Genomic DNA, 22,924 nt, shown 5'->3' on the forward strand with positions numbered 1-22,924 from the left:
GTTGCGGTGCATCGCCCGGCAGTCGCAGGACGACACTCTAGTTATGTCGTGGCCTAGTGAATTTATTCCCGTGAGGCCTCCGCGACGGGCCCGACTCGCCCCCAGCGAGCATCCACATCCGCTTCCTAGGATTGCCCCATGACTCAGGCGACGCAGGACGCACGACCAGACGGCGAAGAAGCGGCAGAGCAGGGCGTGTACTCGAAGGCGGGGCAGCCCTTCGACCGCGACACCAACTACATCGGCGACCGCATCACGAAGGATGCCCGCTCGGTCGGCGAGGGCATCCAGACCTGGCCCGTCGAAGCCGGACGCTACCGGCTCGTCGTCGCCCGCGCCTGCCCGTGGGCGCACCGCTCGACCATCGTCCGCCGACTCCTCGGCCTCGAGGACGCCATCTCGATGGGCATCTGCGGACCCGTGCACGACAAGCGCTCGTGGACCTTCGACAAGGACCCAGGCGAGCTCGACCCGGTGCTCGGCATCCCGCGCATCCAGGATGCCTACCTGAAGCGATTCCCCGACTACCCCCGCGGCATCACCGTGCCCGCCATCGTCGACGTGCCGAGCGGCGGCGTCGTGACGAACGACTACCCGTGGATCACCCTCGACTTCTCGACCGAGTGGACCGAGTTCCACCGCGACGGCGCCCCCGAGCTCTACCCGGAGGCGCTGCGCGACGAGATGGACGCCGTCATGAAGCACATCTACACCGAGATCAACAACGGCGTCTACCGGTGCGGCTTCGCGGGATCGCAGGAGGCCTACGACGAGGCCTACGACCGGCTCTTCACGGCGCTCGACATCGTCTCGGAGCGCCTCGAGACACGTCGCTACCTCATGGGCGACACCATCACCGAGGCCGACGTGCGTCTCTACACGACGCTCGCTCGCTTCGACGCCGTCTACCACGGCCACTTCAAGTGCAACCGGCAGAAGCTGAGCGAGATGCCGGTGCTCTGGGCCTATGCGCGCGACCTCTTCCAGACTCCCGGCTTCGGCGACACGACCGACTTCGTCGACATCAAGCGCCACTACTACGAGGTGCACCGAGACATCAACCCGAGCGGCATCGTCCCCGCCGGCCCGGAGCTCCACAACTGGAAGCTGCCGCACTTCCGCGAGCAGCTCGGCGGATCGCCGTTCGGCGACGGCACCCCTCCAGGGCCGAACCCCGAGCCCATCGAGGCTGCCCACGACCTCGTGCGCCTCGGACGCTCGCGCGCATGAGCGGCGACACGATCGGCGTGCTCGACGACTTCGCGAGCCGCCCCGTCGAGGCCGCCGAGCGCCTCGCGGGCGAGCTGAGCGCCGAGGCCCTCAACGCGCATCCGGGCGGCCACGACAACTCGATCGCCTGGCTGCTCTGGCACACGGCGCGCGAGATCGACGTGCAGCTCACGGGCCTCTCCGGCGTTCCCGAGGTCTGGTCGGCTGAGGGCTTCGACGCCCGCTTCGGCCTCGGCGAGCTCGGCGACTCGGTCGGCTACGGGCACTCGACGGCCCAGGCGCGCGCCGTCATCGTCGACGACGCCACGCTGCTGCTCGACTACCTGCGCGCGGCGACGGATGCACTGCGCACCTACATCCGCTCGCTCAGCCCGGATGTGCTCGGCGACATCATCGACGAGCAGTGGGATCCGCCAGTCACACGCGCCGCCCGCATCGTCAGCATCATCGACGACGCGGCCCAGCACGTCGGCCAGGCCGCGTACGCCGCGGGCATCCTGCGGGGTTGATACCCGCCGGCTCGGGCTCGAGCCCTACTTCGAGCTCGAGCCGCCGCCGACCGCGGCCGTTGCGCTCGACTCCCCGCCGGCGCTTCCCGGCGCCTTCCGCCCCGTGAAGATCACGATGGCCGCGCCGATCGCCGCGACGATCGCGATCGCGCCCCAGATGCCGACAGCGGCCCACGCGGCGCCGCCGATCACCAGCAACGGCACGAAGGTGATGGCCGCCACCTCGACCGGCACGACCGGCAGGTAGGCGATCGAGAAGTCCTCCAGCGTGCGCGACTTCATGCGCGGGTCCACGATGCGAAGCAGGGCGATGCCCGTCGCGACGGCGCCCGTCGCCCACCCCCAGGTGAACAGCTGGCGCTCGAACCAGCCATCCTGCATGAGCCGCGGCGCCGCGAAGAAGCCGAGGAACAGGCAGAACGCGAGCCCCACGAGGAAGAGGATGAGCAAGGCGAGCCAGTTGTCGGCCACGATGCTCGGCACGATGGAGACCATGCCGCACACGACGAGGACGTCGGTGGCGGCGCCCGAGATGGAGCGCAGCGAGTCGGGGTCGATGTACTTGCGCGTCTTCGAGGCGGCCATGAGCCCCCGCAGGACGAGGCCGACGATGAACGCGATCGAGAAGAGCGGGAACGTCACAGCGGGGAGCAGCTCGCCCAGCAGCAGGTTGATGCCGTAGGCGCCGGCGGAGACGCCGGCGACGATCGCCGCTTGGAACGCGAGCGACTCGATCGTTCCACCGGAGAAGGTGTGCGTGCCGATCGAGGGGCGCGTCTTGATCTGATCGAGCACGCCCGTGCGCAGGTCCTCCGGCATGCTCTTCATGCCGGCGAACTCCTTCGCGTGGCCGCGCATCGCGCCGATCTTCGCCTGGATGATGCCACCGACCACGCCGACGAGCATGCCGACCGTCGCCGCCGTGAACGCGATCGACTGCACCTCCGGCTGGCCCGCATCCGCGAACACCGCCCCGATCGCCGCGGCCGAGCCGAAGCCGCCCGCCCAGCCCGCGAAGAGCATGAGGCCGATGCTGTCCGGAGCCCCGAGCAGGGGGCCGAGGAGCACGAGCACGAGCACCAGGCCGATGACGACCTGCAGCGAGTACATGAGCACGCCGTAGGCGGCGAACCCCGCGACGTTGCGGCCGATCTTGAAGATGTTGAAGTCGTCGGTAAGCGCGAGGCACGCGAACACGAGGACGATGAGCAGCGAGCCGTACGTGCCCAGCTGGTCGGAGAAGGGAAGGAACCCGAGCCCGTTCGGACCGAGCAGCAAGCCGAGCGCACCGGCGATGACCGAAGCGGGGATCATCATCGTCTGCAGCGGTTTGATCTTCGCCCTCGCGAGGGTGCCGATGATCAGGAGCATGCCGATGAGACCGGCATCGACGAGGAGAGCTTGAGGCGTGTACTCCACGAGAACTCATTTCTGTGCGTTGGGGATCGTGAATCCGGTCGGCGGTGACCGGGAGGCAGGGATGGGGTCAGCGGATGAGCGAGTTCTGCGACGCCCAGCCGTGAAGCGCCGACGTGATCGGTCCGAGCAGGCCGAGCGGGTCGCCCGCCGCGACGCGGACCGCCAGCGGATAGGAGTACTCCGCGTCCCGCAGGTCACGGAACGCCACCCCCGGCCAGGGGTGCAGGGCGAGCGACTGCGGCACGAGCGCGATGCCGAGCCTGGCGCTGACGAGACCGAGGATGGCCTGCTCGTTCGTGACGCGCGCGGCGATTCGGAGCGGGTGGCCGGAACGGAGGAACGCGCTCGCCGTCAGGTCGAAGGCGAGCGGCGCGCGCCCGCGATCGAAGAGCACAAGCGGGAAGTCGCGGAGCTGCTCGGCCGAGACGACCTGCTGCGCTGTCAGTTCATGGTCGGCCGCCACCGCGACGCAGAGGCGTTCGCGGAAGGCGACCGCGTGCCGGTCACTGTCCGGCGAGAGGTCCCGGAGCAGCGCCACGTCGAGGTCTCCGTCGTCGACTGCCCTGCTCAGGTCCGTGGTGCCGCCGTCGGAGACCGTGACGGCGTATGGCGACAGCGGTTCGGCGCGGAGCAGTGTCGGCAGCGCGCTGGAGAACATGGAGCTGATCGACCCGAGGCGCAGCACCCGTTTCGCGCGTTCCTCGGTGGCCGTCGAAGCGAGGTGCTGAAGGCCCTCTGCTCGGCGCCGAATCTCGACCGCCTCCGGGTACAGCGCCTCTGCGGCCGGCGTCGGGACGACGTCACGGCCGCCGCGTTCGAACAGGGTGACACCCAGCTGCGCTTCAAGGGCCGCGACCGCCTGGCTCACGGGTGACTGCGCGAGTCCGAGTCGCTTCGCTGCTCGGGTGAAGCTGCGCTCCGTGTAGACGGCGACGAAGCAGCGCAGCTGCTTGAGGCTGATCTCGCTCATGCGCTGAACCGCAGCGGCGCGAAGGGGGAGATGTCGAACTCGGGCGTGCGGCCCAAGGCGGTGTCGGCGAGGATGTCGCCGAAGACCGGGGTGAACTTGAAGCCGTGGCCCGAGTATCCGGTGCCGACCGTGATGCGCTCGCTGATCCTCCCGATGATCGGGGTCTTGTCGAACGTGAAGAGGTCTGCGTGCACGGAGTGCTTGGCTATCGCGTCGGGCAGGCCGGGGATGAGCGTGTGGATGTCGCGCGAGATCTTGGCTCGCTCGGCGACGCTCAGTCGGCGATCGAGCTGTTCTGGAGCGTCGATGTCGCCCCACTTCGCGTCGTAGCCGGCCTTGACGAGCGAGCCGTCGAGGGTGGGGACGCCGAAGATGTGCACGTTGCCGTGGTCTCGGATGAACGCGGGGAACACCTCGGGTGCGAAGTCGTGGGGGTTCTCTGGCGCGAACCAGGTGAGCGCGATGGGCTTGATCGTCAGATGCGGCGCGAGTGCGGGGAGGAGGCGTGGGGTCCAGATCCCTGCCGATACGATGACCTGCTTCGCGCTCAGCGTGCCCTCCGCCGTGGTGACGCGCACCGAGCCTGCGGTCTCCTCGATCGAGAGCACCGGCGTGCTTCCGCGTAGCTCGGCGCCCGCGGCGGTCGCGCGGCGTTGGATCTCGGTGACGGCCGATTCGGGTCTGAGAGCACCGCCGAGCTCGTCGAGCACTGCTATCTCGTCGGTCAGCTGCTCATGCTGCGGGTAGCGGCTCCGGAGTTCCGCCGTCGACAGGGCCGCGTGCGGGATGTCGGCTTGGGCGAGGGAGTGGCGTACCTGCTCGAGGCGAGGGTCGTCTGGCGAGCCGATCGAGAGCACGCCCGTCGACTGGAAGATGGGTGCCCGGCTCTCCTCGGCCAACTCGAGCCAGGCATGGCGGGCCGCGATGAGGAGCGGCACATAGTGGGACCCCTCGTGGTAGGCCGCGCGGAAGAGGCGGCTCTCGCCCGAGTAGGCCCCGTCGTCATGGACGAGGGTCTGCGCCTCGAGGCCGAGCACGCCCGCGCCGTTGCAGGCCAGGTTCCAGGCCGCGTACGAGCCGGCAGCTCCGAGTCCGATGACCACAACGTCTGCATCCATCACATGATCATGCGCCGTCCGAAACTCAAACGCAAGACTTAAACCAGATTGAAGTTGTCATTGGATAGATAAAAAACAGCTGAGAAAGATGTCTCAGATGTCCGACAGCGCCTTCGCGATCGCGAGGTGCAGGGTCACGAGCGTCGGCCACCCCTCTTCCGAGACCTGGTGGGCGTTCAGGATGGCGTGCGCGATGCACCATTCCCTGGCGTCGTCGAGATCGATGCCGGCCTCACCGCTGATCAGCTCGACCCGGCTGCGTACCTCCGCGTGCATGAGCGCGCCGCCCCGGTAGTCCTCGACGCGAGTTCGCAGCGCCGGGTACACCTCGAATCCTGCGGGACCCGCGACGGGCTTCGGGTCGATGGCGAGCCACGGCTCCCGCTCGGCGGCGAGCACGTTCCCGTAGTGCAGATCCAGGTGCAGCAGCGTCGGCTCGTAGGGACGCGCGTCGAAGGTGTCGAGGGCGCGGTCGACCCACCGGCGAGGCACGGAAGACGGATGCGCCCGCAGCGGCGCGATCCAGTCGCGCGCCTCGATACGGAAATCCGGCACCGAGTGCGGGGGTGCGACGTGGAGGCGTCGCAGGAGGCCGCCGATCACGAGGCACGCATCGTCGGTCTCGACCGAATGCAGATCGATCTCCGCGTGCAGGGGCTCGAGGAGCAGCGCGAAGTCCGATGGATGCGCCGCCACGAGCCGCACGATGCCCGCGCCATTCCAGTGGCGAAGCCCGAGGTGCTCGACGGCTGCCTCCCGATGGGGCCAGCTGATTTTCAGGACCTGCGGCTGCCCGTGACGAGCAACCGGCAGCACGATCGCGTTATGGCCGTTGTGAGCCGCACCGGTGATGGTCAGCTCCCACGCGTCGAGGCGCTCGTCGATGAGAGACGGCAGGCGGCGGAGCCACTCATCGCCGTCCACCCCGAGGTCGGAGGGGCGGCCCGTGAGGCGACGGACGAGGTCTTCTGGGATCAGCACGATGGCCACACTGAGGGCATCCGCCGAAAGTACACCATCGCGTCCCGGCGCGTTCCTCACGTGGTAGGGCGCGGACGCGGTCGCGATTGCATGCACGAAAAAGGCCTGAGCTTGCAAGCAAGCTCAGGCCTTTTCCCATCAGACAACTGTCGGGGTAGCGGGATTTGAACCCACGACCTCTTCGTCCCGAACGAAGCGCGCTACCAAACTGCGCCACACCCCGATCGCTCACCGCTGAGCGGCGAACTCCCCAAGAGTACCCGAAGGTTGCTCGCGCCGCCAACCGAGGGCGCGAGCCACGGAAACTCCTACGGCCCCGAAGAGATGAACAGCCTGATGTCGCCGGTCGGCTCGATGGGAGTGCCCGTCGCGGGGTCGGTGCGGATCACCTGCCCGCTCGTCACGGTTGCGCTCTTCTCGGCGATGACGGTCACGGTCCCGCTGAAGCCGGCGCCCGCGAGCAGTGTCGTCGCCTCATCCTGTGTCTTGCCCGCGACGTCCGGCGCCAGGAGCCCGTTCGACGCATCCTCAGGCAGAGCCGACGGGTGGATGGTGATCGTCGTCCCCTTGTCGACGCGAGTGTTGGCGGTCGGCAGGGTGTTCGCGACGCTTCCCGGCGACTGGTCGGAGTCGACCGATGGCCCGATGGAGACACCGAAGCCCAGCCCCTCGAGCACCTGGCGCGCCTCCTCCGTCGACCGGCCTGTCACGTCCGGCACGGTTGCCAGCACCAGGGCGTCCTCGTCCTCCACGTATTCGGGGAAGTCGCCGCCGCCGTAGGTGCTCATCGCGTGCCCGATGATGTCGTTGAAGAGCACGTGACGCGTCTGGCTTCCCGCCGCGAGCGGCAGGTCGACGTCGTACATGGGCAGGAGGCCATTGGCGTTGCCCACCCAGACGGCGAGGCCGACCTTGGTCGTCGCCCCGACCATCCACGTCTGCAGGCCGTTGTCGGTCGTGCCGGTCTTGCCGATCAGCGGAACGATGCCCGGGTTCGACCGCGAGCCGGTGCCGCCGTTGACGACGCCGGCGAGGGCTTCATCGACGCCCGCCGCGACCTGCGGCGAGACGGCCTGGATGCAGCGGGACTCGGGACCCGAGACCTCGGTGCCGTCTGGCAGCGTCACGCGGTCGATGCCCGTCGGCGAGCAGGTCGTGCCATTGTTCGCGAGGCCGGACATGACTGTGGCCATCGAGAGCGGAGCCATCTCGTTGGCGGCGCCGAGGATGGCGGCCGGCACCGAGGAGTTGATCGCTCCGTCGGCGCGGTGGCCGCCGAGGGCCATCGCCGTGTCGCGGATGCGGCACTGGTCGAGGCGCTCCGCCATCGTCACGTAGGCGGTATTGATCGACGAGGCGGTGGCCGACTTCACCGAGACGGTCCCGACTCGTTGACCGCTGTCGTTCGTCGGCGCCCATGGGCCGTCGGACTCGGCCTCGCACGTGTTGGAGAAGTTCTCGAGGTAGAAGGTGCGGTTCTGTCCCGGGACGGACGAGTACAGCGACTTGCCTGAAGACAGCCACTCGGCGAGCGTGAAGATCTTGTACGTCGAACCAGTCTGGAAGCCGGTAGAGCCGCCGTACTCGTAATCCGTGTTGTAGTTCACGGAGGTCACGCCGGGTTGGCCCTGATTCTCGGCCACCTCGCTGAACTGGGTGTTCTGCACCATCGCGAGGATGCGGCCGGTGCCGTTCTCGACCATGGATGCGGCGGCGCCGAGCTCCGTGCCCGGGTAGCTGGACGGCACGGCGTTCTGCATCGACTGCGTCGCGACGCCCTGCATGTCGAGGTCAAGGGACGTGTAGATCTTGTAGCCCTTGCCGGCGAGGTTGAACATCCGCTCGGCCTCGGTCGCGCCGAAGGCTTCATCCTGGAGCACGGAGAGCTGCACGAACTTGCAGAAGTACTTGGCGTTGCCTTCCGCGAATTCGCACCCGTGGTTCGGCTCGGTGACGTTCGGCTCGACGGGCAGCGCGATGGTGGCCTCGTAGGTCGCCTGGTCGATGGCGCCCTCCTCCATCATGCGCATGAGGATGTAGTCGCGGCGCTCCTTGTTGCCCTCGATGTTCTCCTCGCGGTCGAGGCGGTAGGCGTTCGGCTCCTGCACGATGGCGATGAGGCTCGCGGCTTCCTGCAGGTTCAGGTCGATGGCCGGCTTCCCGAAGTAGCGCTGCGCTGCCGACTCGATGCCGTACGTGGTGCCGCCGAAGAGGGCGATGTTGAGGTAGCCCTGGAGGATCTCGTCCTTCGAGTACTGCTGCTCGACGCCGATGGCGAGGCGCATCTCCTGGAGCTTGCGGCCCGTGTTGGGGTCGGTCGCCTCGATGTACGCCTTCTCGCTCTCGGCGGGGTCGAGGATCGCCTCGGCCTCCTGCACGCGCACGTTGCGGACCCACTGCATGGTGATGGTCGAGGCGCCAGCGGAGGCGTCCCCGATGACCGAGGTCACGAGGGCTCGAGCCGCGGAGATGACGTCCACGCCGTCGTGCTCGCGGAAACGCGGATCCTCCACCGAGATGGCCGCCAGCGGCACCCACGGCGAAATCTGGTCGAGGGGCACCTCGATGCGGTTCTGGTTGTAGAACTGGGCGAACTTGACGTCCTGCCCGCCCTGCTTGGCGTAGAGCTCGGTGACCTGCTGGAGTTCGTTGATCTCCAGGTAGTCGGGGAGGCTCTCGAACAGGTTGATGGAGCTGTTGTCCGCGATGTTGGCGACGGAGATCAGCGGAGTCACGAGCGCGGAGATGAGGATGGCAGCGAGGCCGCTCACGCCGACGAGTCCGAGGACGCGCGTCAGCGGACCGCGCTTCCGGTTTCCACGTTTCTTTGTTGCCATGGCGGTCACGATACCCGGGGTAGGAAGGTCAGGAGCGTCGCCTCCGGCGGGCACGCGAATCGCACGGGGGCGTAGATCGACGTGCCGAGGCCGGCGGAGACGTGGAGCGCCGCGGTGCGCCCGCGCGAGGTCCACTCGCTGAGGCCCTTCACCTGGCGGCGGGGGATATCGCAGTTCGTGACGAGGGCGCCGTAGCCGGGCACGCAGACCTGGCCGCCGTGGGTGTGGCCCGCGAAGATCGCGTCGGCGCCGAGGTCGACGAGTCCGCTCAGGACCCGCTGGTACGGGGCGTGCGCGAGCGCGATGGTGAGGTCCCAGTCCTCACCTTCCGACGCCTCGCGCAGGGCCTCACCCGCGGCGGCGAAGTCATCGCCGTCGATGTGCGGGTCGTTGACCCCGAAGAAGCGGATGCGCCTGCCGGCGACCTCGAGGACAGCCGCCATGTTGTTGAGGGGCGTCCACCCGAGACGGTTGAAGTGGCCGGTGAGGCTCTCCGTGTCGAGACGCGGCGCCGTCTTCGCGACGTGGGCGGAACTGCCGAAGTACGTGAAGGGGTTCTTGAGGACGGGCCCCAGGTAGTCGTTCGACCCGTACACGTGCACAGAAGGGATTCCCTCGAACGGCTCGAGCATGCGGGCGACGGTCGGGACGGCGTCGACGTGGCCGAGGTTGTCGCCCGTGCCGATGACGAGGTCGGGCTGCAGGGCGGCGAGCCCTCTGACGAACTCCTGCTTCTTGCGCTGCCAGGGCGCGACGTGGAAGTCGCTGAGGTGCAGGACACGCAGCGGGGCTGAACCGGGGGGCAGGATGCGCGATTCGACCCGACGCAGACGGAACGCGCGGCGCTCGATCATCGTGCCGTAGATGGCGGTCGCCGCCCCCACCCCGAGGAGGGTGAGGGCGACGGCGCTTGCTGGTCCGAGGCCGGAAGAGGTTCCTTGGCCCGAGGTGGCGACGGAATCCGCCATGTGGAACTCGTTTCAGTTAGTGCGATGGCCCTTAGGGGCCGGAAGAGACGTAGACCTGGATGGAGCCGCTGCGATTCAGTTCCGCGCCCGGTGCCGGGTCGGTGCGGATCACCTGTCCGCTCGGGACGGTCGCGCTCTCCTCGGTGAGGATCGCCATGGTGCCGCTGAAGCCGAGCTGGGAGAGCGTGGACTGCGCCTGTTCCTGGGTCTGCCCCGCGAGGTCCGGTGCGACGAGCGCCGCCGTGGTCGGTGCGGCGGCCGGCCCGCGCGACGGGGTGATCGTGATCGTCGTTCCCTGCGTCACACGGGTGTTCGCGCTCGGCAGCGTGCTGGCCACAGTGCCTTCCGGCTGATCGGATTCGACGGCGTTGCCGACGGACACGGTGAAGCCGAGCCCCTCGAGCGAGGACTTCGCCTCAGCCGTCGTCTTCCCGGTCAGGTCTGGCACCGTCACTTGCTCGTTCTGGACGGCGCTGCCGGTTGGCTCGGGGAAGGAGTCGCCGCCGTAGACGCGCATCGCCTGGGCGATGACGTCGTTGAAGATGACGTGACGCGTCTGGCTTCCGACCGCGCGGGGGAGGTCGACGCCGTACATGGGGACCTGGCCGCTGGCGTTGCCGACCCAGACGGCGAGGCCGACCTTGGTGGTGGCTCCGACCATCCACGTCTGCAGGCCGCTGTCCGTGGTTCCGGTCTTGCCCATGAGGGGTGCGATGCCCGGGTTCGAGGCACTGCCCGTGCCGCCGTTGGCGACGCCCTGGAGGGCGGAGGTCACACCGGCCGCGACCTCGGGGGTCACCGCCTGGTTGCACGTCGACTTCGGCGCCTCGATGGCGGAGCCGTCGCGCAGCGTGATGCTGTCGATCGCGATGGGCGTGCAGGTGACGCCGCCGTTCGCGAATCCGGCCACGGCCGTCGCCATGGAGAGGGGCGCGATCGTATTCGTTCCGAGCACTGCGGCCGGGTTCGACTCGTTGATCGCCCCGTCGGCGCGGTGTGCGCCCATGGCCATGGCGGTGTCGCGGATGCGGCACTGGTCGAGCTGCTCGGCCATGGCCACGTACGCCGTGTTGATCGACTGCGACGTCGCCTGGCGGACCGACACGTTGCCGACCTTCGAGCCTCCGTCGTTCGTCGGCGACCAGGAGCCGCCATCCGCGCCGAGGCAGGAGTTCTGGAAGTTCGCGAGGTTGAAGGCGCGGTCCTTGCCGTTCACGGAGGAGTTCAGAGACTTCCCCGATGCCAGCCATTCGGCGAGCGTGAACATCTTGTAGGTCGACCCGACCTGGAAGCCCGTGGAACCGCCGTACTCGTAGTCGGTGTTGTAGTTCACCGAGGTGTAGCCCGGTTGACCGGCCAGCTCCTCCGTGTCGCCGAAGGCGGTGTTCTGCACCATCATGAGCACGCGGCCCGTGCCCTCCTCGACCATGGAAGCTGCGGATCCCATGTCCATGCCGTCGACGTAGGCGGGAACAGCCGAGGCCATCGAGGCCTGACCCTGAGCCTGCATGTCGAGGTCGAGGGTCGTGTGGATCTGGTAGCCCTTGGTCTGGAAGTTGAACTGCCGTTCCTCGTAGGTCTCACCGAACGCGGGATCCTGGACCATGACGAGTCGCACGTAGTCGCAGAAGTACTGCGCGTTGCCCTCGGCCGCGCTGCAGCCGTGCTTGGGCTCCGTCGGGCGGGGCTCGACGGGCAGCACGACGGTCGCGTCGTAGGTCGCCTGGTCGATCTTGCCTTCCTCCATCATGCGCATGAGGATGTAGTCGCGGCGCACCTTGTTCGCCTCGATGTTCTCGGGCACGTCGAGGCGGTACGCGTTCGGCTCCTGCACGATCGCGATGAGGCTCGCGGACTCCTGCAGGTTCAGGTCGAGCGCCGACTTGCCGAAGTAGCGCTGCGCTGCCGACTCGATGCCGTAGGTGGTGCCGCCGAAGAGGGCGATGTTGAGGTAGCCCTGGAGGATCTCGTCCTTGGAGAACTGCTTCTCGACGCCGATCGCGAGGCGCATCTCCTGGAGCTTGCGGCCCGTCGTGGTCTCGGTCGCCTCGAGGTAGGCCTTGTCGCGTTCCTCTTCATTGGGGATCGCTTCGGCGGTCTGCACGCGCACGTTGCGCACGTACTGCATGGTGATCGTGGATGCGCCTGCCGCGCCATCGCCGATGACGGACTGGGCGAGCGCACGCGCCGCCGAGATGACGTCGACGCCACCGTGCTCGCGGAACCTGGGGTCCTCCACAGAGATGGCCGCGTCTGCGACGTATGGGGAGATCTGGTCGAGTGGGACCTCTTCGCGGTTCTGGTTGTAGAACTCGGCGAATTTCTGTCCGTTGGCGGCGTACAGCTCGGTCTTCTGCTGCAGTGAACCGATCTCGAGGTACGTCGGGAGGTTCTCGAACAGCGAGATGGTGCTGTTCGCGGCCACACCGGTGACGGCGATGAGCGGGGTGATCATGGCCGTGACGAGCACGCCCGCGACTCCGCTCATACCAAGCAGCCCTAGGAGGCCACCCAGAATGTTGCGTTTGGGCGCCCCTGGATTCGTGACAGACATAGGATCAAGGGTAAGTCACACCCGCTCGTGGCGTCTTCAGGAGTGTTCAATGAGTACCCCATGAAGAGCCTGAGCGCTCATCGCACAGGAGGACGTCCATGCAGAAGTGGGAATATTTCATCACCCCGCTCCCATTGCACACCCCCACTGTCATCCTCAACAACTGGGGTGCTCAGGGTTGGGAGCTGGTGCAGGTTTCCACGAATGCCGAGGGCGGATCCGTCGCCTACATGAAGCGCCCGATCGCGGGGGAGTCAGCATGAGCCAGGTCGAAGAACGTCTCGGTGCGATGGGACTCGCGGTGCCTCCGGTTGCCGCTCCGGTCGCCGCCTACGTGCCGGCAGTCGAGCACGGCGGCCTCGTGTACACCTCCGGCCAGCTCCCGTTCATCGAGGGAGCGCTCCCCGAGAAGGGCAAGGTCGGCGCCGAGGTGCCGCGCGACGATGCCATCGAGTTCGCGGCCTTCGCCGGTCTCAACGCGCTTGCGGCCATCAAGTCCGTCATCGGCGACCTCGACCGCGTGACGCGAGTCGTGAAGGTCACCGTCTACGTCGCATCCGCCCCTGATTTCACGGAGCAGCCGCTCGTCGCGAATGGCGTCTCCGAGATGCTGGGCCTCGCCTTCGGCGACGCGGGCACGCACGTCCGTGCCGCGGTGGGTGTCGCGGTGCTGCCGCTCGACTCGCCGGTCGAGGTCGACCTCATCGTCGCGTACGAGTAGCGGGCCGCCTCGCGCAGCGCGAGCATCCGCACTGACGGAAGCCCTGCATCCCTCCTCTGAGGGGCGCAGGGCTTCCGTCGTTCTGTCAGGGGCCGCGTCGGGTCAGTCGTCGTCGGCGGCTCCGGATGCGACACCGGAGGAGATCGCCGACATCACCGAGGCGTCGGTGAGGGTCGTCGTGTCCCCGACCGCCTTGCCGTCTGCGACGTCGCGCAGCAGACGCCGCATGATCTTGCCAGAACGGGTCTTGGGGAGCTCTGCGACGACATACACCTGACGTGGACGGGCGATCGCGCCGATCTTCGTCGACACATGCTCGCGCAGCACCTTCGGAGCGTCAGAGGCCTCGATCTCCGCCTTCTTGCTCTCCTTCAGCACGACGAAGGCGACGACCGCCTGCCCCGTCGTCTCGTCGCTCGCCCCGACGACCGCCGACTCGGCGACGAACGGGTGGTCGACGAGCGCCGACTCGATCTCCGTCGTCGACAGCCGGTGGCCGGAGACGTTCATGACGTCGTCGACTCGGCCGAGCAGCCAGAGGTGCCCGTCCTTGTCGACGCCGGCACCGTCGCCGGCGAAGTAGCGGCCAGGGAACTGGGACCAGTACGTCTCGATGAACCGCTCCCGGTCGCCGTAGATGCCTCGGGTCATCGATGGCCACGGCTCCGTGATCGTGAGGAGCCCCATCTCGCCAGGGTTGACGCGCTCGCCCTTGTCGTCGACGACCTCGACGACCACCCCGGGAACGGGCACCTGCGCGGCGCCTGGCTTGAGCGCGACCTGGCTCGGGATCGCGGAGATCATGATGGCGCCCGTCTCGGTCTGCCACCAGGTGTCGACGACGGGCACGCGATTGCCCCCGATGACCTCCCGGTACCAGGCCCAGGCCTCCGGGTTGATCGGCTCTCCCACGGAGCCGAGGAGACGGATCGACGAGAGGTCGTACTTCGCGGGGATCTGCCTGCCCGACTTCATATAGCCGCGGATCGCCGTCGGTGCCGTGTAGAAGATCGTGACGCCGTAGCGCTGGATGATGTCGAACCAGCGGCCAAGGTCAGGGGTGTCATGCGTGCCCTCGTACATGACCTGCGTCGCACCGTTCGCGAGGGGTCCGTAGACGAAGTAGCTGTGGCCGGTCACCCAGCCGACGTCGGCCGAGCACCAGTAGACGTCCTGCTCCGGCTTCAGGTCGAAGATGGTGCGGTGCGTGAACGACGTCTGGGTGAGGTAGCCACCCGTCGTGTGCAGGAGGCCCTTCGGCTTCCCGGTCGTGCCCGACGTGTAGAGGATGAAGAGCGGGTGCTCGGCGGGGAACGGCTTCGCGACGTGCTCATCGCTCACCTGCGCGATCTCCTCGTGCCACCACAGGTCACGTCCCGGGGTCAGCGACGGCTTGTTGTCGGCGCGACGGACGACGAGCACGTGCTCGACGGTGTGCCCGTCTGCCTCGAGCGCCGCATCCACCGTCTCCTTGAGGGGGAAGATCCGCCCCTTGCGGATGGAGCCGTCGCTCGTGATGACGAGCTTCGCGTTCGCATCCTCGACGCGGCTGCGGATGGAGTCGGCGCTGAAGCCGCCGAAGATGACCGAGTGGATGGCGCCGATGCGCGCGCACGCCAGCATCGCGACGACGGTCTCCGGGATCATCGGCATGTAGATGGCGACGACGTCTCCGGCCGTGACGCCGAGGCTCTCGAGGAGATTCGCCGCCCGCTTCACCTCGCCGAGGAGGTCGGAGTACGTGATGGTGCGCTTGTCGCCGGGCTCGCCCTCCCAGTAGATGGCGACCCGGTCGCCGTTGCCGGCGAGCACGTGGCGGTCGACGCAGTTGTAGCTCGCGTTGAGCGTGCCGTCGGCGAACCACTTCGCGAAGGGAGCGTCGCTCCAGTCGAGGACCTCCGTGAACGGAGTCGACCAGTGCAGCTCCCTGGCCTGCTCGGCCCAGAATCCGAGACGGTCTTCTTCGGCTCGCGCGGCGAGGTCGGCCGGCACGGGGGAGGAGGACGTGAAGTCGTCGCTGGGCGGGAAGGTCTCGAGGTCTTCCAGAAGGTGTTCGATCTTGTCAGCCACCACAGGTCCTTTCGCGTCGTTGCGATGCGGCGCCACCTCAGTGCGGCGCAGCGTGCCAGAAGTCTACGGAGCCAGCATGTGCTCCGACTCCCGCCTTTCGGGGGGAATGTCGGAGCGCTTCGACGCGATCCTGCTGCGCCAGGCCCTGCGGAAGTGAACCGGCAGCAGTGCCAGTGGTGCCGCGCTCGACGGATGGCTGCGGAGCGCAGGAGCGGAGCGTCCACGGCGTGCGGGGGCGCGGGATTCGGCGTCCGTGCGGCCGTGAGAGACCAGCCGAACATTTTTCGATTGTCTGGGAATCAGACGTGGTCTCGAGCGAAATATGCACTAGCATGGACTTCGATGGTTTCGCTCTCTGTCGCAACTGTCGTCGCTCTGCAGCAATCAACCCCCCTGAACGCTGCATGAGCTGAGGCGCTCGGATATCCCCCTGTCCGGGCGCCTCTTCAGTTAACCGCGCGACTCCGCCACCGCACTGCGCGACTCTGTCGCTCGGGGACTTGTGGAGAGTGCTTCTCCCCAGTCGGCGCAGCGCCGCCCGCGCTCGACCGCGGCCGTTCGTACGCTTCCTGCATGTCCTTCACCTCAGGCCCCGGCGCGGCGCCCGTCCAGCGGTTCGTCGCTCGTCCAGCGGCCGACCGCGCCGCGTCGCTCACGTTGCCGCCGCGCGCTGGTTTCGACGACTCCACACCGCGATCGGTGCGCTCGCTCACCCGAGGCCAAGCCGACGCGTTCGGGCCGCTCGCCGGGTACGTGGCAGACGGGGAGGTGACCGACCTCTTCGTGAACGGCTGCGAAGGTCTGTACGTCGACCGGGGGAGCGGGGCCGAACGGGAGGAGTCCTGGCTGGCCCCGAGCGAGCGTGCACTGCGTGAGCTCGCGGTCCGCATCGTCGCGGCCGGCGGCCGGCACCTCGATGAATCCGCGCCCTGCGTGGATGTGCGAATCGCCGACGGCATCCGCGTGCACGCCGTTCTCCCGCCCGTCTCGACCACGGGCACTCTCCTGTCGATCAGAGCCCCGAAGGTTTGCCAGCTCACTCTGGAGCAGCTCGAACGACAGGCGTTCTTCGCGCCCGGAGCCCAGGAACTCGTGCGAGAGGCGGTGCGGGCCCGAGCGAACGTCCTGGTGACCGGTGCTGGCGGAAGCGGGAAGACGACCTTCCTTGCTGCCATGCTCTCGGAGGCCGACGAGCGGGACCGCATCATCCTGATCGAGGACGTGGCTGAGCTGCGTATCGCGCACCCGCACAGCGTCTCGCTGGAGGCGAGGCAGGCGAACATCGAAGGCGCGGGGAGCGTGCCCCTCGAGCGCCTTGTCCGCGAATCCCTGCGGATGCGCCCTGACCGCCTCGTGCTCGGCGAGTGCCGTGGCGCGGAGCTCCGCGAGCTGCTGGCGGCCCTCAACACCGGCCACGATGGCGGTGCGGGCACGCTGCACGCGAACTCGCTCGCGGACGTGCCCTCCCGGCTGGAGGCCCTTGGCGCGCTTGCGGGGATGACACCGGACGCGGTTGCGCGACAGACGGTGAGCGCCATCGATCTCGTCATGCACGTTGAGCGCACCACATCCGGGCATCGACGACTCGCAGAGATCGGCGAGTTCCGCCTCGATGCCGCGGGCCGATTGGCGGTCGCCCCCGTGGCGCGTCCCCGGGGCGCGTCGGATGTCGACGTCACCGGGTCCACGGCTTTCCCTCAGTCGGGAACCAGCACGACGGGAACCCGTCACCGAGAGCCCAAGCGGCCATGACGAGGCTGGCCATCGACGAGGCGGAGCAGACGGCTGCGGTCGTCGAGCGCCTGGCCGCCCTGCTCCTCGGCGGTGCGACGGCTACCTCCGCCTGGCAGCACGTCGCGAGCTTCGCCGCAGCCGAGTCGGCTCACCCGGGGAGAGAGCGCGCTCGGGTGGGAAGCGCGCTCCGAGGTGAGCTGCGGCGACGAGCGATCGCCGCGTTTCGCGTGAAGGCGGCGCCGCCCAGCGGCGACATCGCCGAGCCCGTCGAGCTGCGAGTCGCGCGGGGCCTGCGTGCCGGCCAGCGCGTCGGCGCGATGCTCCGGGAGCAGCAGGCGACGAGCTGGCGTTCCCTGGGCTGCGCGTGGTCGCTCGCCGAACTGACGGGTGCCCCGCTTGCCCGCGGTCTCGCCGACCTCGGGCAGTCCTTCCGGGATCATGCGGCAGCCGAGCGCGACGTCGAGCTCGCGCTCGCCGGCCCGAGTAGCGCCGCGCGCCTCGTCATGGGCCTGCCCGCCGTGGGGGTGATGCTCGGCCTCGCGCTCGGCTTCGACAGTCTCGCCATGCTCTTCGGGACCCCCATCGGCCGCGCCTGCCTCGTCGGCGGCCTCGCGCTCATGGCGACCGCGCACCTCTGGAACCGCGCCCTCATCGCGGCAGCCTCAAGACGAGACCCGGTGCCCGGCCTTGCGCTCGACCTGACGGCGCTCGGAATGCTCGGCGGGGCATCCGCCAGTACCGTTCTCCACCAGGTCGAACGTGTCCTCGAAGACGCCGATCTGGCCCACGGCCGCCGGTCGAGTCGAGAAGCCTCGCGTTCGGACGGTCGCATCGAGCGCGTCCTCGATCTCGCCAGAGACGCCGGAGTGCCTGCCGCCGAGCTCCTCCGGAGCGAGGCCGCGCTCGAGCGACGTGATGCCAGAGCCGCATCGAGCCGGAACGCCGCGCAGCTCGGAGTGCGCCTCATGCTGCCGCTCGGCCTGTGCGTGCTCCCCGCGTTCCTGCTGCTCGGTGTGGCGCCGCTCATCCTCGCGGTGCTCACCCAGACGATCTCGCGGCTGTGAGGCCCGCCGCGAAGGCGTGGCGCGCCGTCGCCGCCCCCCACTCCTTCGGCCGCCCAGACGCCCGCCCCTCGACGCTCGTGCCGACTCCGAACTGACAACCAATAAGAGAGGTACAACCTTGCCCACCAACGACCGCCTCAGCGCAGGCCCACGCGCGATCCTCACGAGAGTCCGAACTCGTCTCCGCGACGAGGAGGGTGCAGCGACCGCCGAATACGCGATCGCCACCATGGCCGCCGTCGCCTTCGCGGGACTCCTCGTCGTCATCATGCAGAGCGACGAGGTCCGTGAACTGCTCGAGAACATCATCCGCACCGCACTCACACTGGACGAATGATGCGCCGGGTGCTGCGGTGGCGACAGATCGCTTGCTCTTCCCGGGGCTCCGCGACCGCGGAGTTCGCCATCGTCGCACCCGCCGTCGTTCTCCTGCTCGCTCTGTGCCTCGCCGGACTCCAGGGGGTCGTGGTGCAGGTGCGGCTGCAGGATGCGGTTGCCGACGCGGTCCGGCTCATCGCAAGGGGCGACGACGAGTCCATCGCGCGTGCACGAATCCTGGCCCTCGTGCCCGACGCGCACCTCGAGGTCAGCCACGCGGACGGGCTCGTGTGCGCACTCGCATCCACGCCGCTCGAACTCGGCCAGCGGGAGCTGCCCGTCACGGTCGCCGCACGCGCCTGCGCTCTCGGTGGTGGGCGGTGATCGCCGAGAGGCTCGCCGGAGAGCGCGGTGCCGGCGGGGTCGTCGTGCTCGCCGTGGCGCTGCTTGTCCTCTCGATCTCCGTGGGCGCGATCGGCATGCTGGCTGCCTTCCCAGCCCGACAGGCTGCGCAGGCGGCCGCGGACGCCGGAGCGCTCGCGGCGGCCGATGTCGCCTCGGGGTATCTGGACGGAGAACCGTGTGCGGAAGCGGCTCGCGTCGTCGAGGCGAACGGCGCATCGCTGGAGGAGTGCGCGACCGACGGCCGGGAGGCCGTTGTGCGAGTTCGTGTAGAGTCCGGCCCGTTCGTCTTTTCGGAATCGTCGAGGGCAGGACCGCCGCCGGAACGAGAAGACGTGAGGTGGAGCCGCCAGCATTTGGAAGCCTTCCGTTTCAGCCAGCCCGTTCACAGACCAGCCCGTCCATATAATGGGCGCCGACGGGTGGCAACAGCCCCCACATCACTCCGGCCAGCCGGAATCGCCGTGCGAAAGCACGCAGACCCATCCAAGGAACGCTTGTGTCAGGCAGCAACACACTGGTCATCGTCGAGTCGCCGACCAAAGTGAAGAGCATCTCGCAGTATCTCGGTGATGACTACACCGTGCTCGCTTCCGTCGGACACATTCGCGACCTCATCGAGCCCAAGAACCTCCCGCCGGAACTCAAGAAGGGCTCCCTCGGCAAGTTCAGCGTCGACGTCGACAACGGATTCGAGCCCTACTACGTGGTCTCCGAGCAGAAGAAGAAGACCGTCGCCGAGCTCAAGCGAGCTCTGAAGGATGCCGACGAGCTCATCCTCGCAACTGATGAGGACCGCGAAGGAGAGGCCATCGCCTGGCACCTCCTGCAGGTGCTCCAGCCGAAGGTCCCCGTCAAGCGCATGGTGTTCCACGAGATCACCCGCGAGGCGATCGAGGCGGCCAAGGACCGGACCCGCGACATCGACGTGCACCTCGTCGACGCCCAGGAGACCAGGCGCATCCTCGACCGTCTCTACGGCTACGAGGTCTCCCCGGTCCTGTGGCGCAAGGTCGGCCCCGGACTCTCCGCCGGCCGCGTGCAGTCAGCGGCGACACGCCTCATCGTCGACCGCGAGCGCGAGCGCCTCGCCTTCGTCAAGGCCAGCTACTGGGGTGTCGAAGCACGCTTCGCGCCGGAGCCCGGCAAGGACGGTGCAGCCTTCGTCGCCCGCCTCACGAAGCTCGACGGCGAGCGCGTCGCCACCGGACGCGACTTCGACGATCACGGTGTGCTCAAGAACACCAGCGTGATCCTCGGCGAGGCCGAGGCGACCACGCTGACCGTGCAGCTCACCGCGGGCACCGTGCCCCTCACGGTCTCCTCCGTCGAGTCCAAGCCGTACACGCGCCGCCCCGCGGCGCCGTTCACGACCTCGACGCTGCAGCAGGAGGCAGCGCGCAAGCTGCGCTTCACCGCGCGCCAGACGATGAGCGTCGCCCAGTCGCTGTACGAAAACGGGTACATCACCTACATGCGTACCGACTCGTCTTCGCTCTCGTCGCAGGCCCTCAACGCGGCCCGCACGCAGGCGTCCAAGCTCTACGGTGCCGAGACGGTTCCCGCCGCCCCCCGCCTCTACGGCTCCAAGTCGAAGAACGCGCAGGAAGCGCACGAGGCGGTCAGGCCAGCAGGCTCCACCTTCGCGCTCCCCAGCGAGCTGCGCCCCAAGCTGAGCCCGAACGACTTCAAGCTCTACGACCTCATCTGGAAGCGGACCATCGCCTCGCAGATGGCCGACGCCAAGGGGCAGACGGCCACCGTCACGATCGACGCCTCGCCCGTCGACGTGTCCGACGCGCAGGGCACGGTCACCAGCCGCGCCGCGGAGTTCCAGGCATCCGGCACCGTCATCACCTTCCGCGGCTTCCTCGCCGCCTACGAGGAGGGCAAGGACGAAGCGCGCGACGACTCGACGACCGCGGAAGCCAAGCTGCCGCCGCTCGAGAAGGGCCAGAAGCTCGAGACCGAGACGGCAGACGCCAAGAGCCACGAGACGAGCCCACCCCCGCGCTACACGGAGGCCAGCCTCGTCAAGACCCTCGACGAGCTCGGCATCGGCCGTCCGTCCACCTATGCGTCGATCATCTCCACGATCATCGACCGCGGCTACGTCGCACCGCGCGGCAGCGCGCTGGTCCCCAGCTGGACGGCCTTCTCCGTCGTCCGACTCCTGGAGGAGCACTTCCACGACCTCGTCGAATACAACTTCACGGCGCAGATGGAAGGCGACCTGGACCGGATCGCCGCAGGATCCGAGCAGCGCAACGACTGGCTGCGTGGCTTCTACTTCGGAACCGAGGACCACAAGGGCCTGCGCGGCGTCATCGACAACCTCGGTGAGATCGACGCCCGCGAGATCAACTCCACCCCCCTCGCCGACGGCATCGTGCTCCGCATCGGACGCTACGGCCCGTACCTCGAGGTGGCGCCGGAGACGGAAGGCGACACTCCTCGCCGCGTGAATGTGCCTGAGGAGCTGGCGCCGGACGAGCTGACGGCCCAGAAGGCGATCGAGCTCGTCGAGGCGCCGATCCAGACCGACCGCGTGCTCGGCGTCGTCCCCGAGACTGGCAAGCGCATCCTCGTCAAGGACGGCCGCTTCGGCCCCTACGTGACCGAGGGTCCCTCAGAAGCTGAAGAGGCCGCCGCGGAGGCGGACGCGAAGGCCAAGGCACTCGCGGAAGAGGCGGAGGCGAAAGCCGCCGCAGCCGAGGGGCGTCCCGTCAAGAAGCCGCGCGCCAAGAAGGCCGCCGCGGCGGACAAGCCCCGCACCGCATCGCTGTTCAAGTCCATGATCCCCGAGCAGGTCACCTACGAGCAGGCCATCGGGTTGCTCGAGCTGCCCCGGGTCGTCGGTGTCGACGCCGAGACGGGCGCGGAGATCACCGCACAGAACGGGCGCTACGGCCCGTACCTGAAGAAGGGGACCGACACCCGCTCCCTCACGAGCGAGGACGAGATCTTCACGGTCACGCTCGAAGCGGCCCACGAGCTGTTCGCGCAGCCCAAGTACGGTGCTCGCACCACGAAGGCCGCGATCAAGGAGTTCGAAGCCGACCCGGTCAGCGGAAAGCCGATCAAGATCAAGGACGGCCGCTTCGGGCCGTACGTGACCGACGGTGAGACGAACGTGACCGTCACACGCGGCGCGAACCCCGAGGACGTCACCTTCGAAGAGGCCGTGCAGATGCTCGCCGACAAGCGCGCCAAGGGTCCAGTGAAGCGCAAGACAACGGCCGCGAAGAAGCCGGCAGCCAAGAAGCCAGCCGCGAAGAAGCCGGCAGCGAAGTCGACGACGGCGAAGACGACCGCCGCGAAGAAGCCAGCCGCGAAGCGCGCACCCGCCAAGAAGCCGGCGGCCAAGGCCAGCGAAGCAGCAGCCACCGAATGACGGGCCTCTTCATCACGCTCGAGGGCGGCGACGGGGCAGGGAAGTCGACGCACTCGGGCCTGCTCGAGAACTGGCTGAACTCGCTCGGCCGGCAGGTCGTGCGCACCCGCGAACCCGGTGGCACCGACCTCGGCGCCGACATCCGAGAGCTCGTGCTCCACCGCAAGGGACACATGGACGCGCGAGCCGAGGCGCTCCTGTACGCCGCCGACCGTGCACAGCACATCGCGACGGTTGTGAGGCCAGCCCTCGAGCGCGGCGACATCGTCGTGCAGGACCGGTACCTCGACTCCTCGATCGCGTATCAGGGGACCGGTCGCGAGCTCGGCGCCGACGAGGTCAGAGACCTCTCGCTCTGGGCCGCACGTGGCCTCCTCCCCGACCTCACCGTGCTCTTCGACCTCGACCCGGAAGAGGGCCGCCGCCGCATCGGCGAGACCCGCGGCACCTACGATCGGCTCGAAGCAGAGTCCAAGTCGTTCCACGACTCCGTCCGCGCGGCGTTCCTCGCTCTCGCCGCAGCAGACCCCGACAGGTTCCTCGTCATCGATGCGACCCAGCCCCGCGAGCATGTGGCGGAGCTCATCCGCACCCGCGTCGCCGAGCTCCTCGAGCGGCAGCCGGCGGGCGAGTAG

The 22,924-nt window shown here is 68.4% G+C and carries 19 protein-coding genes and 1 tRNA gene; 11 read left to right on the forward strand and 9 right to left on the reverse strand.

Features of this window, described 5'->3' with window-relative positions; all coding sequences use genetic code 11:
- Positions 1–138: 138 nt before the first annotated feature.
- Together ITJ67_RS06560 and ITJ67_RS06565 are read left to right on the forward strand one after the other, a co-directional pair.
- Positions 139–1,230 carry a glutathione S-transferase family protein gene (locus tag ITJ67_RS06560; protein WP_160072837.1) on the forward strand — a complete coding sequence of 364 codons (1,092 nt, stop codon included), beginning with the start codon at positions 139–141 and terminating at the stop codon, positions 1,228–1,230.
- Complete coding sequence (locus ITJ67_RS06565; protein ID WP_160072835.1) at positions 1,227–1,739, forward strand: mycothiol transferase; 513 nt, start codon at positions 1,227–1,229, stop codon at positions 1,737–1,739. The genes ITJ67_RS06560 and ITJ67_RS06565 overlap by 4 nt, the downstream gene beginning before the upstream one ends.
- Positions 1,740–1,763: 24 nt before the next feature.
- Here the strand turns inward: ITJ67_RS06565 and ITJ67_RS06570 are convergent, their stop codons facing one another.
- The 8 genes from ITJ67_RS06570 to ITJ67_RS06605 form a co-directional block, all read right to left on the reverse strand.
- Complete coding sequence (locus ITJ67_RS06570; RefSeq protein ID WP_323741406.1) at positions 1,764–3,158, reverse strand: sodium:glutamate symporter; 1,395 nt, start codon at positions 3,156–3,158, stop codon at positions 1,764–1,766.
- A gap of 67 nt (positions 3,159–3,225) precedes the next feature.
- Positions 3,226–4,128 (reverse strand): LysR family transcriptional regulator, encoded by a 903-nt coding sequence (locus tag ITJ67_RS06575; protein ID WP_194677120.1) that lies wholly within the window; start codon positions 4,126–4,128, stop codon positions 3,226–3,228.
- Positions 4,125–5,246, reverse strand: a complete 1,122-nt coding sequence (gene solA / locus ITJ67_RS06580) for an N-methyl-L-tryptophan oxidase (RefSeq protein WP_194677121.1) — start codon at positions 5,244–5,246, stop codon at positions 4,125–4,127. Before solA ends, ITJ67_RS06575 begins: the two co-directional genes overlap by 4 nt.
- 93 nt (positions 5,247–5,339) lie before the next feature.
- Positions 5,340–6,227 carry an aminoglycoside phosphotransferase family protein gene (locus ITJ67_RS06585; RefSeq protein ID WP_194677122.1) on the reverse strand — a complete coding sequence of 296 codons (888 nt, stop codon included), beginning with the start codon at positions 6,225–6,227 and terminating at the stop codon, positions 5,340–5,342.
- A gap of 149 nt (positions 6,228–6,376) precedes the next feature.
- A tRNA-Pro gene (locus tag ITJ67_RS06590) sits at positions 6,377–6,450 on the reverse strand.
- A gap of 85 nt (positions 6,451–6,535) precedes the next feature.
- Positions 6,536–9,064 carry a transglycosylase domain-containing protein gene (locus ITJ67_RS06595; protein WP_194677123.1) on the reverse strand — a complete coding sequence of 843 codons (2,529 nt, stop codon included), beginning with the start codon at positions 9,062–9,064 and terminating at the stop codon, positions 6,536–6,538.
- 5 nt (positions 9,065–9,069) lie between these two features.
- The gene (locus tag ITJ67_RS06600; protein ID WP_160072825.1) at positions 9,070–10,032 is read right to left on the reverse strand and encodes a metallophosphoesterase; all 963 of its coding nucleotides are present in this window, start codon (positions 10,030–10,032) and stop codon (positions 9,070–9,072) included.
- Positions 10,033–10,063: 31 nt separating this feature from the next.
- On the reverse strand, positions 10,064–12,520 hold the full coding sequence (locus ITJ67_RS06605; RefSeq protein ID WP_160072823.1) for a transglycosylase domain-containing protein: 2,457 nt from the start codon (positions 12,518–12,520) through the stop codon (positions 10,064–10,066).
- 164 nt (positions 12,521–12,684) lie between these two features.
- Between ITJ67_RS06605 and ITJ67_RS06610 the strand changes: the two genes are divergently transcribed.
- Complete coding sequence (locus ITJ67_RS06610) at positions 12,685–12,849, forward strand: hypothetical protein (protein ID WP_194677124.1); 165 nt, start codon at positions 12,685–12,687, stop codon at positions 12,847–12,849.
- The gene (locus tag ITJ67_RS06615; RefSeq protein WP_104285911.1) at positions 12,846–13,307 is read left to right on the forward strand and encodes a RidA family protein; all 462 of its coding nucleotides are present in this window, start codon (positions 12,846–12,848) and stop codon (positions 13,305–13,307) included. The genes ITJ67_RS06610 and ITJ67_RS06615 overlap by 4 nt, the downstream gene beginning before the upstream one ends.
- 102 nt (positions 13,308–13,409) lie before the next feature.
- Here the strand turns inward: ITJ67_RS06615 and acs are convergent, their stop codons facing one another.
- Entirely contained in the window at positions 13,410–15,377 is a 1,968-nt protein-coding gene (gene acs / locus ITJ67_RS06620) for an acetate--CoA ligase (RefSeq protein ID WP_194677125.1), read from the reverse strand.
- 573 nt (positions 15,378–15,950) lie between these two features.
- On the opposite strand from acs, the gene ITJ67_RS06625 reads away from it, so the two are divergent.
- The 7 genes from ITJ67_RS06625 (at position 15,951) to tmk (ending at position 22,924) form a co-directional block, all read left to right on the forward strand.
- Entirely contained in the window at positions 15,951–17,129 is a 1,179-nt protein-coding gene (locus ITJ67_RS06625) for a TadA family conjugal transfer-associated ATPase (protein ID WP_194677126.1), read from the forward strand.
- Entirely contained in the window at positions 17,126–18,175 is a 1,050-nt protein-coding gene (locus tag ITJ67_RS19675) for a type II secretion system F family protein (protein ID WP_228502398.1), read from the forward strand. Before ITJ67_RS06625 ends, ITJ67_RS19675 begins: the two co-directional genes overlap by 4 nt.
- Positions 18,176–18,293: 118 nt before the next feature.
- Positions 18,294–18,512 carry a DUF4244 domain-containing protein gene (locus ITJ67_RS19680; protein WP_228502399.1) on the forward strand — a complete coding sequence of 73 codons (219 nt, stop codon included), beginning with the start codon at positions 18,294–18,296 and terminating at the stop codon, positions 18,510–18,512.
- Positions 18,509–18,877 (forward strand): TadE family type IV pilus minor pilin, encoded by a 369-nt coding sequence (locus tag ITJ67_RS06635; RefSeq protein WP_228502400.1) that lies wholly within the window; start codon positions 18,509–18,511, stop codon positions 18,875–18,877. Before ITJ67_RS19680 ends, ITJ67_RS06635 begins: the two co-directional genes overlap by 4 nt.
- A complete protein-coding gene (locus ITJ67_RS06640; RefSeq protein WP_323741407.1) occupies positions 18,874–19,443 on the forward strand; it encodes an Rv3654c family TadE-like protein in 570 nt (189 codons plus the stop codon). Before ITJ67_RS06635 ends, ITJ67_RS06640 begins: the two co-directional genes overlap by 4 nt.
- Entirely contained in the window at positions 19,395–22,289 is a 2,895-nt protein-coding gene (gene topA, locus ITJ67_RS06645) for a type I DNA topoisomerase (protein ID WP_104243158.1), read from the forward strand. Before ITJ67_RS06640 ends, topA begins: the two co-directional genes overlap by 49 nt.
- A complete protein-coding gene (gene tmk / locus ITJ67_RS06650; RefSeq protein WP_160072813.1) occupies positions 22,286–22,924 on the forward strand; it encodes a dTMP kinase in 639 nt (212 codons plus the stop codon). The genes topA and tmk overlap by 4 nt, the downstream gene beginning before the upstream one ends.

It is taken from the genome of Pseudoclavibacter sp. VKM Ac-2867 (genome assembly GCF_015351275.1).
In the GTDB taxonomy this organism is placed as follows: domain Bacteria; phylum Actinomycetota; class Actinomycetes; order Actinomycetales; family Microbacteriaceae; genus Pseudoclavibacter.